Annotated in this window: 18 protein-coding genes; 9 read left to right on the forward strand and 9 right to left on the reverse strand. The window is 60.0% G+C overall.

The genetic code is table 11. The features are described from left to right. The first annotated feature begins 23 nt into the window (after positions 1 to 23). A complete protein-coding gene (locus B2Y33_RS19280; RefSeq protein ID WP_027914752.1) occupies positions 24 to 1229 on the forward strand; it encodes a zinc-dependent alcohol dehydrogenase in 1206 nt (401 codons plus the stop codon). A gap of 54 nt (positions 1230 to 1283) precedes the next feature. On the opposite strand, the gene B2Y33_RS19285 is transcribed toward B2Y33_RS19280, so the two are convergent. From B2Y33_RS19285 to B2Y33_RS19300, 4 genes are all read right to left on the reverse strand, one after another. Then, the gene (locus B2Y33_RS19285) at positions 1284 to 3317 is read right to left on the reverse strand and encodes a hybrid sensor histidine kinase/response regulator (RefSeq protein WP_206405268.1); all 2034 of its coding nucleotides are present in this window, start codon (positions 3315 to 3317) and stop codon (positions 1284 to 1286) included. A gap of 107 nt (positions 3318 to 3424) precedes the next feature. After that, entirely contained in the window at positions 3425 to 3949 is a 525-nt protein-coding gene (locus B2Y33_RS19290; protein WP_023536033.1) for a hypothetical protein, read from the reverse strand. Positions 3950 to 4060: 111 nt separating this feature from the next. After that, on the reverse strand, positions 4061 to 4225 hold the full coding sequence (locus B2Y33_RS19295; RefSeq protein WP_165919250.1) for a hypothetical protein: 165 nt from the start codon (positions 4223 to 4225) through the stop codon (positions 4061 to 4063). Between the two features lie 9 nt (positions 4226 to 4234). Further along, complete coding sequence (locus B2Y33_RS19300) at positions 4235 to 4468, reverse strand: PLDc N-terminal domain-containing protein (RefSeq protein WP_028687006.1); 234 nt, start codon at positions 4466 to 4468, stop codon at positions 4235 to 4237. A 165-nt stretch (positions 4469 to 4633) separates the two neighbouring features. On the opposite strand from B2Y33_RS19300, the gene B2Y33_RS19305 reads away from it, so the two are divergent. Then, positions 4634 to 5137, forward strand: a complete 504-nt coding sequence (locus B2Y33_RS19305; protein ID WP_206405269.1) for a CinA family protein — start codon at positions 4634 to 4636, stop codon at positions 5135 to 5137. Between the two features lie 133 nt (positions 5138 to 5270). After that, positions 5271 to 5654, forward strand: coding sequence for a hypothetical protein (locus tag B2Y33_RS19310; protein ID WP_132578778.1), 384 nt, complete (start codon positions 5271 to 5273; stop codon positions 5652 to 5654). Between the two features lie 75 nt (positions 5655 to 5729). Here B2Y33_RS19310 and B2Y33_RS19315 read toward each other — a convergent pair whose 3' ends face one another. Further along, complete coding sequence (locus B2Y33_RS19315) at positions 5730 to 6023, reverse strand: DUF6555 family protein (RefSeq protein WP_027914747.1); 294 nt, start codon at positions 6021 to 6023, stop codon at positions 5730 to 5732. A gap of 224 nt (positions 6024 to 6247) precedes the next feature. Here B2Y33_RS19315 and B2Y33_RS19320 point away from each other — a divergent pair, with 224 nt between their 5' ends. Continuing rightward, positions 6248 to 8002 (forward strand): glycoside hydrolase family 15 protein, encoded by a 1755-nt coding sequence (locus B2Y33_RS19320; protein ID WP_082693216.1) that lies wholly within the window; start codon positions 6248 to 6250, stop codon positions 8000 to 8002. 100 nt (positions 8003 to 8102) lie between these two features. Then, positions 8103 to 8573, forward strand: a complete 471-nt coding sequence (locus tag B2Y33_RS19325) for a hemerythrin domain-containing protein (protein WP_027914745.1) — start codon at positions 8103 to 8105, stop codon at positions 8571 to 8573. Between the two features lie 42 nt (positions 8574 to 8615). On the opposite strand, the gene B2Y33_RS19330 is transcribed toward B2Y33_RS19325, so the two are convergent. Then, the gene (locus B2Y33_RS19330; protein WP_028687002.1) at positions 8616 to 9725 is read right to left on the reverse strand and encodes a Gfo/Idh/MocA family protein; all 1110 of its coding nucleotides are present in this window, start codon (positions 9723 to 9725) and stop codon (positions 8616 to 8618) included. Between the two features lie 185 nt (positions 9726 to 9910). Here B2Y33_RS19330 and B2Y33_RS19335 point away from each other — a divergent pair, with 185 nt between their 5' ends. Further along, positions 9911 to 10156 (forward strand): hypothetical protein, encoded by a 246-nt coding sequence (locus tag B2Y33_RS19335; protein WP_027914743.1) that lies wholly within the window; start codon positions 9911 to 9913, stop codon positions 10154 to 10156. 182 nt (positions 10157 to 10338) lie between these two features. Here the strand turns inward: B2Y33_RS19335 and B2Y33_RS19340 are convergent, their stop codons facing one another. Together B2Y33_RS19340 and B2Y33_RS19345 are read right to left on the reverse strand one after the other, a co-directional pair. After that, positions 10339 to 10563: a hypothetical protein gene (locus B2Y33_RS19340; RefSeq protein ID WP_027914742.1), complete on the reverse strand. Its 225-nt coding sequence runs from the start codon at positions 10561 to 10563 to the stop codon at positions 10339 to 10341. A 73-nt stretch (positions 10564 to 10636) separates the two neighbouring features. Beyond that, on the reverse strand, positions 10637 to 11350 hold the full coding sequence (locus tag B2Y33_RS19345; RefSeq protein ID WP_110606781.1) for a DUF72 domain-containing protein: 714 nt from the start codon (positions 11348 to 11350) through the stop codon (positions 10637 to 10639). Between the two features lie 127 nt (positions 11351 to 11477). Here B2Y33_RS19345 and B2Y33_RS19350 point away from each other — a divergent pair, with 127 nt between their 5' ends. The 3 genes from B2Y33_RS19350 to B2Y33_RS19360 all read left to right on the forward strand — a co-directional run bounded on the left by B2Y33_RS19350 (position 11478) and on the right by B2Y33_RS19360 (position 13411). After that, on the forward strand, positions 11478 to 11627 hold the full coding sequence (locus tag B2Y33_RS19350) for a hypothetical protein (protein ID WP_154665190.1): 150 nt from the start codon (positions 11478 to 11480) through the stop codon (positions 11625 to 11627). A 65-nt stretch (positions 11628 to 11692) separates the two neighbouring features. Continuing rightward, complete coding sequence (locus B2Y33_RS19355) at positions 11693 to 12076, forward strand: low affinity iron permease family protein (protein ID WP_042139293.1); 384 nt, start codon at positions 11693 to 11695, stop codon at positions 12074 to 12076. 210 nt (positions 12077 to 12286) lie between these two features. Further along, complete coding sequence (locus B2Y33_RS19360; protein ID WP_028687000.1) at positions 12287 to 13411, forward strand: mechanosensitive ion channel family protein; 1125 nt, start codon at positions 12287 to 12289, stop codon at positions 13409 to 13411. 60 nt (positions 13412 to 13471) lie between these two features. Here B2Y33_RS19360 and B2Y33_RS19365 read toward each other — a convergent pair whose 3' ends face one another. Beyond that, on the reverse strand, positions 13472 to 14350 hold the full coding sequence (locus B2Y33_RS19365; protein ID WP_110606782.1) for a manganese catalase family protein: 879 nt from the start codon (positions 14348 to 14350) through the stop codon (positions 13472 to 13474). Positions 14351 to 14670 lie beyond the last annotated feature (320 nt).

Here is a 14670-nt window from a genome sequence, read left to right on the forward strand (position 1 = left end):
CTCGCCTTCGCAGGAGTTGAACCATGAGAGCATTGACGTACCACGGCGCACAGGATGTAAGAGTCGACACGGTTCCGGACCCTATCCTGCAAGACGCTGACGACATCATTCTGAGGGTTACCGCCACTGCCATCTGCGGGTCTGACCTGCACCTGTATCACGGCAAGATTCCACAAACCGAACAGGGTGATATTTTTGGCCACGAGTTCATGGGCGTCGTCGAGGATGTCGGCCGCGGGGTGACCAATGTGCAAGTTGGTGACCGCGTCGTGATTCCCTTCGTGATCGCTTGCGGCAGCTGCTTCTTCTGCCAGCACGACTTGTTTGCCGCCTGCGAGACGACTAACACAGGCCGCGGCGCCATCATCAACAAGAAGATCATTCCACCAGGTGCAGCGCTGTTCGGCTACAGCCATTTGTATGGTGGGATCCCGGGCGGTCAGGCGGACTATGTACGGGTACCCAAGGCCAACGTAGGCCCCTTCAAGGTGCCCACTTCGCTGTCAGACGACAAGGTGCTGTTCCTGTCGGATATTCTGCCCACCGCTTGGCAGGCAGTGACCAACGCGCAAGTGGGCCAGGGTTCGACAGTAGCTATCTACGGTGCGGGCCCCGTCGGCTTGTTGAGCGCAGCCTGCGCTCGCATGCTGGGCGCTCACACCATTTTCCTGGTCGACGACAACGACTACCGCCTGACGTTTGCCCGCGACGCTTATGGGGTAGTACCGATCAATTTCGAGCAGGACGATGACCCTGCCGACAGCATCATTCGGCTAACCCCGGGCATGCGCGGCGTTGATGCCGTCATCGATGCAGTAGGCTTCGAGGCCAAGGGCAGCACCACCGAAACCGTCATGACAGCCCTGAAGATCGAAGGCAGCAGCGGCAAGGCGCTGCGTCAATGCATTGCTGCCGTACGGCGCGGCGGCGTGGTAAGCGTCCCTGGTGTGTACGCCGGGTTCATCCATGGCTTCCTGTTCGGCGACGCGTTCGACAAGGGCCTGACGTTCAAGATGGGTCAGACCCACGTTCAGAAGTTCTTGCCAGAATTACTCGAGCATATCGAGGCTGGCCGGCTGCAACCTGAATTGATCGTGACGCATCGATTGGCGCTTGAGGAAGCGGCGATGGGCTACAAGATGTTCGACCAGAAAAAGGATGACTGCCGCAAGGTGATTCTGGTGCCTGGTGCGGCGGCGGGTACGCTGGCTCCCGAGGTACCGATTTAAGGGCATTCCACGCTGTCTGTGGCCTGGCCCGCGGTTAGCGGGCCGAGCCCGGCTTCACGCGTGCATCAGGGTGCTCAAGGCCCCGACCAACGTGTCATGATCGAATGGCTTGCTCAGTACCATCCCGCCATGGGTGGGCCAGGTCTGCTGCTCAGGGGTGGGCGGTGCATAGCCAGTGATGAACAGCACTGGCAGCCGCGGCCTGATCCCCCTTGCAACGTCGACCATCTTTCTGCCATCCAACCCGCCAGGCAGTCCGACATCGGTGATCAGCAGGTCGATACGCGTGTCCGAGCGCAGCAATTGCAAACCTGCCAGGCTGTCGGCTGCTTCGATGACGACGTAGCCCATTCCACTGAGCGTTTCACTGACATACAGGCGCACCGACGCTTCATCGTCCACCACCAATACCGTTTCACCCGGCCGCGCCCGGTGATTCACTGCAGGGGCAACGCTGTCGCTGACCACACGGGCAGGCCCACCGTGACTCGGTAATTGCACAAACACCCGAGTGCCTTGCCCTGGCGCCGACTCGATGTGCACATGTCCGCCGGTCTGGCGGGCAAAACCGTACACCATCGACAGACCCAGCCCCGTACCTGCACCTAGCGGCTTGGTGGTGAAAAATGGCTCGAACGCCCGCGAGAGGGTTGCGGCGTCCATACCAATGCCCTCATCCGTGACGCAGATGCTCAGGTAATCGCCCGAAGCGATCTCAGGGTCTGCATCCCCATCGATGCGCTTGTCTGCCGTGCGAATGCAAATCCGGCCGTTACCGTCCATGGCATCGCGCGCATTGATGCAAAGGTTCAGCAATGCGTTCTCAAGCTGGACGGGATCGACCAGACACGTGTGCAACGAAGCGGACAACTGGACCTCCAGCTTCACGGAAGGGCCTACCGTGCGGCGCACGAGCTCAGCCATACTATCGATCAGCGCATGGACATCCGTCTGCACGGGCACCAGGGTCTGGCGCCTGGCGAACGCCAACAGTCGGTGCGTCAGCGCGGCGGCCTTGCGTGTAGCACCGTAAGCCACGGTCATGTAGCGTTCAACGTCCTCATGACGGCCCTGGGCCAGGCGAGACCTGATCAGGTCAAGACTGCCCGAAATGCCCGCCAACAAGTTGTTGAAGTCATGGGCAATGCCCCCAGTCAATTGTCCAACCGCTTCCATTTTCTGGGCCTGACGCAAAGCGGCTTCGGCCTCCTCCCGCTCGGCTACCGCCTGGGCAACACGCGCCTCGAGCGTTCGGTTGAGCTCAAGAAGTTGCTCCTCTACCTGCCTGCGGGCCGTGACGTCGATGGAGGATCCTACCAAGCCGATCACCTCCCCGTCGTCACTGAGCAGCGGTGCCTTGACCGAGAGCCAATACGTGGCCGACCCGTCTGGCATGTCCACCCGCTCTTCGACCTGCACGGCCGTCCCGCCAGCCATCACACGCTGATCGGTTTCCATCACCTGCCTGGCCTGCTCCTTATCCTCGAGGAACTCAAGGTCGGTCTTGCCCAGGTAGAATTCCGGCGGCTTGCCAATCAGCTGCGTGGCGCCATGATTGGCCACCAGCATGCGCCCCTCCAGGTCCTTGGCGTACACCACGCCGGGAACCGCGGCAGTGAAGGTACGCAGCAACGTGGACATGCGGTCGCGCTCGGCCTGGGCCTTGCGACGTGACTCGATGTTCATCAGCACACCAGGAAAGCGCACCGCAATGCCCTGCTCATCGAGCTCGACTCGACCGTTGGCTTCAACCCACCGATAACAGCCATCGTCCTGGCGGACCCGGTATTCACAGCGAAACGGGCCGCCCAGGGCCGTGGCCGCCTGAATGGCTTGCGCGACGCGTTCGCGGTCATCGGGATAGATGGAGGCAAACGCTTCTGCCAGAGGCATCCCTGTCAGGCATTTGGACAGCGGCAAGCCAAACGAATGCGAAAAACGCTCATCGGCCGTAACCCTGTCATTGGGTATATCCCATACCCACGTGCCGATGATCGCGCCCGCGTCCAGCGCAAGCTGCAACCGTTCTGCGGTTAACGCGGCATCATCCTGGCCACTGGCATCGATACCAGCGGTACGTTGATTCATCGATCGACCTCGAACTTCCTGAGTACAAGCACGGGCACCGGGCACGTCGCGCTGCGCAAAAGGCGCCTATCATGGGCCCCGCGGCCAAGAGTTGAAAGGCCTGGTCTTTATGCCAACTGAATAAAGATGGCGTATGACCCCAGCAAGACCCAGCACACGAGGAAAATCCAGGGTGTACGCAGCGAGAACAGCAAGGACTTGCGATGACCGGCCTGGGAGGTTTCGGTCTCGCTGAACAAGGGCGACTCGTCATAAGCCAGGCCCATCATGGGTTCGCTTCGCAGCAGATGGCTCTGTTTGAGCTGCCAATGCTCGATGATCTTGTAGGCGGCGTGAATACCTGGCCAGGCGTTCAGTGAACTGAGCACGCCAAGCAGCGCCAGAAACGGCGGCACCACCAACGTGAACATTTCACCCCAACTCTGATTGGTGTTGCCCATGGCAGATGCGTAGGCAATCACTAGAAATGACTGGGCAGCCAGATAAGCATCCGTACGATTGGCAAGGATGCTGGTCTCGTACTGGATTTCCTGTCGGTAGAAGTCCAGCCGCTCCTTGGGCGAGCCGAACATGCGGGCATTATGCTCCTGGATTTCGTGCTCCGGGGTGGCTGGGGTGATGATACGTGGCACAGTACGGCTCCTAGAAAGTATTCACGGGCAGGGACAATGCCCACGCGCCAGTCAACAGCGCTTGACTGCCGTTGACGTCGCGCGATGTAGCGAAGCTGGCTGAACACTGCTTTACGGCTTGTGCGCAGGCACATCCCTGGCGGTCTTCTGCGCCGTAGTGTCCTGTTCGGTGCCCGTAGACCCGTCTGGACGGTGAGCGTCATTGTCTCGCTCTTCTTCACCTGTGGTACGCGCTTGCTCAACGCGGTTGGCGTCCTGCTCATTCGATGTGCTCATGAAGACACCTCAGCCTTTGCTATGTTCAGGGGAAGAAGGTCCAGTGCCGCGCTTGATGCCACGCGGCCCCCAAATACCCCAGATCGCCAGACCCGCAACAGGCAGCGCCAGGAGCAACAGCGCCCAGGCCGCCTTTGTGGCATCGGTCTTGTCACTACGAAACACGCTGACGATCGCCCACAAGTCCACCAGTAGAATGAGGACCGCCACGGCAATCCAGAAGTACGTCACAGGCTCGTTCATAACCGCTCTCCAGGTTTGATCGGTTTTTCAACCTCTTTAAAGAGGAAGCATGAAAGTCCTGCTAAGTTCAGCTCGATTATTGCGCGATGGACGGGCGGGCACACGTGCACTGAACCAAAAGCCTTGCGCTCGCGTCCACTGCAAAATGCTGCGCGAGTTACAGGTATGGTCACTGACCCGATTGAGTCCGTTTTCGAGTATTTGAAAAAACATGACCTTGTTCTGACCACTGCCGAGTCCTGCACTGCAGGCGCCATGGTAGCGGCACTGGCCGCCCTGCCAGGAACAGCCGAGGTGCTCGAGAGCGGCTACGTCGTCTACTCCCCCGCTGCCAAGCAGCGTCTGCTAGGCGTTAGCCCCACGACCATCGAGCGCTATGGCCTGACCAGCGAAGCGGTGGCCTGGGAAATGACATTGGGCGCATTGAAAGACAGCAACGCTACCGTCGCCATCGCCACCACGGGCGTAGCGGGGCCTGCCGCGCAAGGCAAAATTCCGCCAGGTACGCTGTGTTTTGCCTGGGCATTCGCGGGTGAGCCGCTTGCCGTTTTTACCGGCACCCAACGTTTTTTTGCCGAGCGTGAAGAGGTGATGCGCCAGGGGGCAGTCTATGGGTTGTCGCAACTTGCGCATTATCACCAACGCTGGCTACGCGGCGAACGAGCCTGATCACATCTCGATGAATGAGCACCCGATGATTTCCAAGCATTATCCAGCGCCCGAAAGCGCTAATGCGCACCACCCTTTTTGGCCCGCCGGACGCATTAAGTGGTGTGCACTTTTGCTGCCCCTGGGTGTGGTAATGGCCGCAATGCCGGCCAGTACCTGGCTGATCGATACCCAGGCGAGCAGCGCCGATGGCAAGGTGCAGGTGCAATACAAACGACTCACTCGCAGCGCAAGCCCTGCCGATCTTACGATTGAAGTAAGGGGAGCGCCGAGCAAGCCGCTTTGGGTTCAGCTCGGCGGCAGCATGCTTCAGGAGGCGAGCATCGAAACCGTGCAACCGCAACCGCTGCGCATTCAAACCCAAGGGAAGGCAATGCTCGTTGAAGTGGCGACAGACGAAGCAGGGCTGGCCACGTTGCACCTCACCGTGCGCCATGAAGCACTTGGTCAGGTCACAGGTCACGTACGGGCCGGCGCCAACAGCGCCGTGCGACTATCGACACTCCTGTACCCGTAGCCCTGAACGGCTGAACACACACGCCTGAACACGAACACGCCGGGGCCCGTGCCACCGGCGTGTCGCCAATCTAATTCAGGACTTCTCAGTGGCAACCGCGAATTTCGTCATGTCCACCGCCGGCGCGACGAACTCCGGGCCTTTGCCCGAGACCCGCCACCGCACGTTGGTCAACCCATAGCGCTCAGCCATGGGTCGGCTGACTTTCTTGATCTTGTGCTGACCGAACCGCGGGATGATACCGACGCCTGCATCGCAACTCGCCCAGTGCCAGGCCTCGGCGTTGTCCATGCGTTCCAGTCGAATGATGAAAGTCCTGAATTCTCCGTGTAGCTCGTACTCGATTACATACAGTTGTTGTCCTGCCATTGGACTCTCCTCCATCAAACTCAGCCTAATGGAGCCAAAGGCGTAACAAAAAATTCCATTTATTTTGACCCGACAGTCATCGTCTTGCCGTTGCCCATTTGTGCCGAACTGTTGTCGCTTCGCTTCAGTCACACCTGTACAAAAGGTGCAGGAGCTGCAATGTGGAAGACGTATCTGAAAGCCCGCGGCAATGTGCCGAGCCCCAACGAGATACCGGTGGCTGGCTGGCGCTGGAGCAGTATGCGGCCCTTGGGGATGGGCGCTCGGTAGCACTGGTGGGCCTGGACGGTTCCATCGACTGGTGGTGCGTGCCCCACATGGACTCCCCCCCTCTGTTCGATCGACTGCTCTCGCCCAGGACCGGCGGTTACTTTGCCATCACCCCAACCCAGCCCTATCAGGCAAAGCGTCGCTATCGCCCCGGCAGCAATGTGATGGAAACCGAGTACATCACCTCTACCGGCAGCGTGCGATTGACCGAATCGCTAAACAGCGGGCCTGCCGGGCGCTTACCCTGGGCGGAACTGGCTCGCCGTATCGAGGGCATCGAAGGGTCGGTCACGCTTGAGATCGCCATCGATTTTGGTACCCAGGCCGACACGGTTAGCCCGTACCTCACGCCCAACGACAACGGCTGCGTTTTTCACGCAGGCCATATTCTCGGGATGTTCCTGCATGATCAACAGATCAGCGTGCGGCGCAAGGACGACATAGGCGTGCGCGCCACACTCGACACCTCGCCGGGGCAACGCACCGTGGTGGCCCTGATCGCGGGGCGTGACGAGCCCTTGGTGGTGCCGCCACTGAGCCTGATCGATGAACGCATCGACGGCTCTGATCGTGAATGGCGGCAGTGGTCGAAAAGCCTCATCTATAAAGGCCCCTATCAGTCAGTGGTGATACGCAACGCGCTGGCGCTCAAGTTGTTGCTGTCATCACCCAGCGGTTCGATCATGGCGGCTGCCACCACGTCGTTGCCAGAGCGCATAGGCGGCACCAAGAACTATGACTATCGGTTCGCATGGATACGCGATGCCGGGTATACCATCGAAGCCTTCCTCGGCATTGGCGCTCAGCCTGAAGCCAAGGCTGCGTTTACCTGGTTGCTGCGCAGGCTGGCCGAGCACGGCGCGCAGGTCTTCTACACCCTGGACGGGGCCATCGGTGACTGCACACGCACCATCGACCTGCCGGGCTACAAGCAATCCCCGCCCGTAGTGGGCAACGACGCCCGCGACCAGTTGCAGCACGGCGTGTTCGGCGACATTTTCGAAACTGCCCGTTGTTTCATCGACACCGGCAACATCCTGGACGGCAGCAGTGCAGTGCTGCTGTCACGGCTGGCCGATCAATGCGCAGACCAGTGGCGCCAGCCCGATGCCGGTATCTGGGAGTTACCAGAAACGCGGCACTACACCCTGTCGAAGATCAGCTGCTGGCAGGCCCTGAGCCGGGCCATCGAACTGGCCGACGGCGGCCATCTACCCACAACCTGCCGGCAGCGCTGGGCGCGCGAGCGTGACCGTGTTTTCGAGTGGATCGAAACCCATTGCTGGCATGAGGGCCGCCAGGCGTATGTGTTCTACCCAGGCAGCGACCGGCTGGACGCAGGTATCGCCCTGGCGGTGCGCTTCGGCTATCCGGCGCCTGAGAGGCTGCAAAGCACCCTGGAGGCTGTGCAGCAAAGCTTGTCGGCAGGCCCCTTCCACTACCGCTACAGCGGTGCGGTCGAGGAGGAAGGCTGCTTCCTGGCGTGCACGTTCTGGCTGGTAGAGGCTTGGGTACTGCTCGGCCAACACGAACGCGCGCAGCACGCCTATGAAGCTGCCTTGCAAGGCCTTGCCCATGGCGCAGGCATCTATTCGGAGATGGTCGACCCTGGCACGGGAGAGTACCTGGGCAACCTGCCGCAAGGCCTCACGCACCTGGCGGCGCTGCGCGCAGCGTTGGCACTGGGTGGCCGCGCACCGTGTAGATGAGGGTACACGCCAGGCACGTCATCTGCGCAGCGGAACTGATGGCCTGGCGCTCGACTCAACCCATGGCAACCGTGATTACAACAACCTGCAGAGGTGATCCATGAACGCCATCGAATTGCTGACCCAGGACCACCAGTTGGTCAAGAAACTGCTCGAAGAGTTGTCTTCGACAACGGAGCGCGCGGTGAAAAAGCGTGCCGAACTGCTGGAACGCATCAAGCAGGAAGTCACTATCCATACCGCGCTGGAGGAGGAAATCCTGTACCCGGCCATTAAAGAGGCTGGCGGCAAGGAAGAGGAAAAGATGTACTACGAGGCCAAGGAAGAGCACCGTACCGTCGATTCACTGGTGCTGCCTGACCTTGAAGGCACAGACACCGGCACGGTCGAGTTTGCAGGCCGGGTCAAGGTGATGAAAGAGTTGCTGGAGCATCATATCGAGGAAGAAGAAAGCGAGCTGTTCCCTACGGCACGCAAGCTGCTGGGTAAGCAGCAACTCGAGGAGATGGGCAAGACGATGATGGCGCAGAAGAAACTGCTCAAGGGCAAGTCGGAGCAGCGAGCCGCGTGATCAAGCCTGCGCGCCCCCTCAAGGGAGCGCGCAGCTCACCCGCTATTCTGCCGGCGATTCGGCATCGACCATCGGCGGTACTGGGGCCAGGGCAAAGGCCCTGCGTTGTTCGGATCGCCGCGCGAACGGGCGAGCGGGCAGCGGTTCCAACTGTTGTGGCGTACCGGTTTCAAGCGCTCGCTTGATCGCCTCGACTACCCGTACATCGCGCCACCCCTCCTCCCCGTCGGGTTCGGGCGCTACGTTGTTGAGGATGCAGTCGGAGAAATAAGCAGTTTCCCCAGCAAATTGATCCACCACAGGGTTAACGTGCACACGCGTCTCGCCATCGATGGTGGCCCTGTAGCTGATCGCCACCCCTTCCCCATAACCAAAGCACGGTGAAGCCTCGATCTCGCCCTTGGTGCCCAATAGCTGGAACCGCTCGGTAGACGGCAAGGTATAGCTGACGGTGAACTGGGCCAGTCGTTCGTCTTCGAAGCGCAGGCTCACGGTGACCGTGTCCCAGGTGTCCATGGTGCTGCCAGGCGAGCGAACTCCCATGGCCGAGACTTCGATGGGTTCGGCGTTGAACAACTGGCGAACCATGTTCAGGGGATAGGGGCCCATGTCGGGCACCGGCCCGGCCTCGAAACCATTCTGGGCACGGTGGTTATTGGGCTTGACCCGCTGCGTGAAGATAGAGGTGAACAACCTGGGATCACCGAAATCGCCCTTGTGCACCCGCTCGATCATGTCCAGCGTGCCAGGCTCGCAGTGCAGACGGTAGGCAACCATCAGCTTCGCCCCAGTGCGTTTCGAGGCCTCGATCATGGCCTTGCAGTCGGCTTCGCTGATGCCCATGGGCTTTTCGAGCAATACATGAATACCGGCTTCGAGCGCCGGCACCACGAATTCACGGTGACGGAAATTAGGCGTTGCGATGTAGAGCGCATCCACCTCCCGCGCAGCAAGCATCTGAGCATACTGGTCGTAATGGTAGGTGCGCAGGGCATAACGCTCGCCCAACTGTCGGGCTTTTTCCTCATCCCCGGTGACCAGGACGGTAATTTCCGAGTTGTCGGTCTGCCCGATACCAGGCATGAACGCACCCTGGGAAATCGAGCCCCCGGCCACTACACCATAACGAACCTTGCGTGCTGTACTGGGCATGACATCCCTCCTCTTGATCACGATTCAAAGCAGTACCTCTCAAGTGGGCAAGCCAAGGCTGGGTGAGGTTCAAAAAAACGTGTGTGCCCGCCCTGTCATGGCCATGCGTATCCAGGTAGAGGATCGATCTGAACCCGTCCTCAGCTGGCCTGTCCCACGAACAAACCAAGACCGAGGACAGCGCGATGGAGGATTGGATCGATTGGCTGGAATGGCCGGCCATGGTGCTGACGGTAGTGGCAGCATGGTGCATAGGATCGCGGCGACCCGCCCGCCGCAAAGTCGGCTTCTGCTGTTTCATTGCAAGCAATCTGTTATGGGCGGCCTGGGGCTGGCACGCCGAGGCCTGGGCGCTGATCATTCTGCAGTTCACGCTGTGCGTCATGAATCTGCGAGGATGGAAGAAGAATACGAGGATGGAGCCGGGTTGACGTGGATCTAGGTGTAAGTGCCTTTGCCGGAGCGCCGGGCCGGCCCCGGTAGCTGAAGGTGTCAAGTTGAATGTCAGGCGCCCAGCTCAAATCGTGGGGCCGCTTTGCGGCCCATTGCAGCACTAAGCCGCTGGCTTCAATTTCGGGAAAGCCCAGCGCATGCAGCAAAACGACCCCATCGCTTAGCGATCCAGGCGCTTTTCGACGTTTTCAGTCTGCTGCTCGATCGCCCGCGTCTGCTCTTCCAGTTCCTTGATGGATGTCGGGGTGATCGCCTTGTCTACGGCCTCAGTGGCCGGATCAGGGCGTTCCAACACCGGATCAGGTGACTGCTCGCCTTTTTGCGCTTCCTCAGAGGAGATCGGACGCGGGACTTTGTCGCCGGTGTGGGTATGAGTGTCTTTCATGGGCATCTCCAACTTCAACAGGGTGTCTTTATGAGCAGAGCGCAACGCCGGGGAAAAGTTTGATCCGCTTCGCTTAGCCCAGGTGACTGCGAACCGTCAACGCATCACCCACGGCGGCGCCACTGGCTGTGTTGTCAAAGATGCACCAGGTGATCGCCCCCTGAACATGGGTACGTGTCACCTGCGCGCCAAGCTGCCGTAAGCATGGATCGGAATAAGCGCTGTGATACAAAACCGGTACGCCGTGCAACCGCCAATACGCTATGCCTGGCCATCCTGAGGGCTGGCCATCTAGCGCGAATCTAGGCGGACTTGCCGCCACCTGTCCCACCTGAAGGTCAATCAGCAGCGTTTGCGCTGAACGCCATGTCGCATGCCTAGGTTCGACGACGACCGGCTTGTCGGACCGGCGGCGCAGCGCTTCGAAAAAACGCCTGGCTACCGCTTCGTCAAAGCTTAGCGACGGTGGTAGCTGGACCAGCAAGCAGCCCAGTTTCTCCCCCAACTCCCCGCATTGGGCCAGAAAGCTGTCCAACGCCGCTTCACACCCTTGCAGACGCATCTCATGGGTAATGGCCTTGGGTACCTTGACTGAGAAGCGAAAGCCCTCAGGTGTCGATGCGGCCCAGCGCGCGTAGGTTTGCGGCCGATGGGGCCGGTAGAACGAACTGTTGATTTCCACAGCGCTCAGGCGCGCAGCGTAGCGCTCCAGATGGCTGCCTGCCTCGGGAAAAGCCGGAGCATGCTCCTTGGGCAGACTCCAGCCTGCACAGCCTAAGTAGATCATCTCAGTAGTCCGTTGAACTCACTCAATGATGGAGCCGCTTCTGTGTCAGGACGTTCCACTGGGCAGATCGATGGAACACCCGGCAACGGGCTGGGCACTAACGCAGCACATCCCAGAGGAATCCAACATGACTGACCCCAATCATCCAGACCCTTATGTGGACGACGTACCCCACAATCCGGGTGACACCATTGGTACACCTGAACAGGCGCCCACAGAGCCGGCTCCGGAATGGCCGGAAGGCCAGGTGCCACCTGAAGAACAATCTGACGGCTGATCGTTTCACACCTGGCGGCGTACGCTGCGCCGCCGCAAACCACTGCAATCACCAGGAGGGATCCGATGAAGTTCGCGCAGTTCTGTCAGTGGCTATCCAACCAGGCTGGCCGCCCCAGCACATTCCTGATGGCCATCGTGCTCATCATCATGTGGGCGGTTTCCGGCCCATGGTTCCACTACAACGATACCTGGCAACTGATCATCAACACCTCGACCACCATCATCACATTCCTGATGGTGTTTCTGATCCAAAACACCCAGAACCGGGACAACGACATCATTCACGTCAAGCTCGATGAGCTGATCCGCGCCACTCAATCGGCGCAACGTTCGGTGCTGGACCTGGAGGCCATGGACAGCAAGACCCTGCGCGAGCTGCGCAAGGAATACCGTGCGCTGGCTGCGCGTACCGGCGCAACGCTTGAAGACGATGTGCCGCATCCATGAGGAGCCCTCTCAGCGCATCGCTGGACGGGGCCCCACCTGTTGTCAATCGTGGGCCAATCAATGGCCTACGGGCGCACGGCCCCTTACCCGGTCTGCACTGTTCATCTTCTTATGATCGATGTGCACCCACCCTCTGATAACCACTCGCAGGGCAATTGTTTTGCTCGACGCCTGACACCTCGAAATCTTTGCTAGAGGAGGCAAGCCTTCATGAGCGATCGCATCATTACACTCTTCACCGATACCACGTTCTTCGGTATTTCCATTCTGAACCTGTTACTCGCCGTCACTGTGGCCGTCCTGACGTTCCTGGTGGCCAGGGCCGCCATAAGCTTCGTACAGCGGCGCGTCAAGCACTGGTCATCTCACTCCGGTGCCTTGAGCCATGTGGTTGAGAAAGTACTGTCAGGCACCAGCAACTCGCTACTGTTCCTGGCTTCACTGTTGGTGGGGTTGAGCATGCTCGACCTGCCGGAGCGTTGGTTGAGCCGGGTCGGCAGCCTCTGGTTCGTCGTCGCCGCGTTGCAGATCGGCCTGTGGGTCAACCGTGCCATCGGTCTGGGCCTGGACCGCTACTTCACCCGCCATAATCCGGACGGTTCCCAGCAGAGCAGTGCCCTTGCCACGTTGTCGGCCTGGGGTGCGCGGGTATTGTTGTGGTCGATCGTGCTACTGGCCATGCTGTCGAACCTGGGCGTGAACATCACCGCCTTCGTCGCCAGCTTGGGTGTGGGCGGTATTGCGGTCGCCCTGGCTGTGCAGAACATTCTGGGTGACCTGTTCGCCTCGCTGTCCATCGCCGTGGACAAGCCGTTCGAGGTGGGCGACTTCATCGTCATTGGCCCATTGGCCGGTACCGTCGAACATGTGGGCCTGAAAACCACGCGCATCCGCAGCCTGGGCGGCGAGCAGATCGTCATGGCCAATGCCAGCATGATCAGCAGCACCATCCAGAACTACAAGCGCCTGCAAGAACGACGCATCGTGTTCGAATTTGGTCTTTCCTATGACACGCCTACCGAGGCGGTGAAGAAGGCACCCGGGATCGTAGAGGAAGCGATCAAGGCGCAAACGCAAGCACGCTTCGACCGCGCGCACCTGCGGGGCTTCGGCAAGGAAGCGCTTGAGTTCGAATGTGTCTATATCGTGCAGGACCCAGGCTACAACCTGTACATGGACATTCAACAGGCCATCAACTTCAAGCTGCTTGAGCGGTTCTCGAAAATCGGCGCCAAGTTCGCCGTACCGGTGCGGGCCATCAAGGTCACGGCGCTGCCGCAGGAGGCGAACGTGCATGCGCAAGGGCGAGACAACCTGGGTATGCGGGGGGCTTGAGAGCGTCACCTGTGACGCTTGAACGTGGCAGCGGACCCGGCGGTCCGCTGCCCTGCCGTCTCACATAGGCTCATCACCATTGACCTTGCCCAGTTCGGCACCGGTCATCGGTTGGAGGTCGGGATCGGACATGGTCCTTAGCTTCATGGCCTCCACTGCGTCCGCACTGGCTCCATCCAACTCCACCGAAGCCATACCGTTACCGCCATCCACAGCCGGCTGCGGTTGATCTACATAGACCCAATCCTGACCTTCGTTCCACGATCCGCGCACCTCACCGCCGTGGGACATGTTGAAGTAAGTGCGGTTGAACTCGGGATCACCCGGCATTTTGCCTTGCGGGAAGTTGGGCTGAATGGAATGCAGCGCCTTCTCGAAAGACATCTGATGGGCGATTTCTCGGCTCATCAGAAAACCGAGCGCATCTTTGATGCCGGGATCATCGGTCACGTTGATCAGACGCTCGTACACGATCTTGGCGCGGGCCTCGGCGGCAATGTTCGAACGCAGGTCTGCCGTAGGCTCTCCAATGGTGTCGATGTAGGCAGCCGTCCAGGGAATGCCTCCAGAGTTCACCAGCGCAGCGCCACCACCATACAAAAGGCTGGTGACATGCGAGTCGTTACCCGCGCCCGTGAGTGATCGATACAGTTCACCCTCGGCTTCCACACCCTCGGCCAAACGGCCTTTGGCACCTTTGTTGAGCATCACCACAATCGACCCAATGATCTCGAGGTGGCTGAGTTCTTCGGTGGCGATATCGAACAACATGTCCTTGCGCCCTGGATCATCCTCGGTCACGGCCTGGGTGAAATAACGCATCGCGGCGGCAAGTTCACCCTGGGGCCCGCCAAACTGTTCGAGCAACAGGTTCGCAAGGCCGGGGTCGGGCCGGGAGACACGGACGGTGTACTGCAATCGTTTGTTGTGCATGAACATCGGTAAATCCTCATCATCGTGCCGACGCAGCGGGCGCCACACCGGTCGTTTCAACGTTGATCAACGATTCTCATCGCTAGGTCGGCCAGCCGTTTGGCCTGGTCGTTTGCCCCTCTCGGGGTCACACAAGTGAGCCCTGTGTTCTCAAGGGACCGACGCCCCACGGCCTATCGCGCAAGTAATTCACATCAGGCTGACGAAACGCGCCAAGCAATGGCGTGCAAGTAGTGGATGGGGAAAAGTCCATGGCGGCAATAACCCAAGGCACGTTCAATGGCGCGCGAACGTGCCGGGCGCAAGTTGTCCAAGATATGGCTTAC

The sequence above is a fragment of the Pseudomonas sp. UBA5666 genome, from assembly GCF_002420785.1.
Classification (GTDB): domain Bacteria; phylum Pseudomonadota; class Gammaproteobacteria; order Pseudomonadales; family Pseudomonadaceae; genus Aquipseudomonas; species Aquipseudomonas fulva.

Excerpts from the sequence above, each read along its gene's own strand:
- B2Y33_RS19315 (WP_027914747.1), bottom strand. The coding sequence starts at position 6,023 with ATGGCAGGACAACAACTGTATGTAATCGAGTACGAGCTACACGGAGAA.
- B2Y33_RS19365 (WP_110606782.1), bottom strand. The coding sequence starts at position 14,350 with ATGTTCATGCACAACAAACGATTGCAGTACACCGTCCGTGTCTCCCGG.
- B2Y33_RS19360 (WP_028687000.1), top strand. The coding sequence starts at position 12,287 with ATGAGCGATCGCATCATTACACTCTTCACCGATACCACGTTCTTCGGT.
- B2Y33_RS19295 (WP_165919250.1), bottom strand. The coding sequence starts at position 4,225 with ATGAGCACATCGAATGAGCAGGACGCCAACCGCGTTGAGCAAGCGCGT.
- B2Y33_RS19300 (WP_028687006.1), bottom strand. The coding sequence starts at position 4,468 with ATGAACGAGCCTGTGACGTACTTCTGGATTGCCGTGGCGGTCCTCATT.
- B2Y33_RS19345 (WP_110606781.1), bottom strand. The coding sequence starts at position 11,350 with ATGATCTACTTAGGCTGTGCAGGCTGGAGTCTGCCCAAGGAGCATGCT.
- B2Y33_RS19330 (WP_028687002.1), bottom strand. The coding sequence starts at position 9,725 with ATGCCCAGTACAGCACGCAAGGTTCGTTATGGTGTAGTGGCCGGGGGC.
- B2Y33_RS19310 (WP_132578778.1), top strand. The coding sequence starts at position 5,271 with ATGGCCGCAATGCCGGCCAGTACCTGGCTGATCGATACCCAGGCGAGC.
- B2Y33_RS19305 (WP_206405269.1), top strand. The coding sequence starts at position 4,634 with ATGGTCACTGACCCGATTGAGTCCGTTTTCGAGTATTTGAAAAAACAT.
- B2Y33_RS19350 (WP_154665190.1), top strand. The coding sequence starts at position 11,478 with ATGACTGACCCCAATCATCCAGACCCTTATGTGGACGACGTACCCCAC.
- B2Y33_RS19325 (WP_027914745.1), top strand. The coding sequence starts at position 8,103 with ATGAACGCCATCGAATTGCTGACCCAGGACCACCAGTTGGTCAAGAAA.
- B2Y33_RS19355 (WP_042139293.1), top strand. The coding sequence starts at position 11,693 with ATGAAGTTCGCGCAGTTCTGTCAGTGGCTATCCAACCAGGCTGGCCGC.
- B2Y33_RS19280 (WP_027914752.1), top strand. The coding sequence starts at position 24 with ATGAGAGCATTGACGTACCACGGCGCACAGGATGTAAGAGTCGACACG.
- B2Y33_RS19340 (WP_027914742.1), bottom strand. The coding sequence starts at position 10,563 with ATGAAAGACACTCATACCCACACCGGCGACAAAGTCCCGCGTCCGATC.
- B2Y33_RS19335 (WP_027914743.1), top strand. The coding sequence starts at position 9,911 with ATGGAGGATTGGATCGATTGGCTGGAATGGCCGGCCATGGTGCTGACG.
- B2Y33_RS19285 (WP_206405268.1), bottom strand. The coding sequence starts at position 3,317 with ATGAATCAACGTACCGCTGGTATCGATGCCAGTGGCCAGGATGATGCC.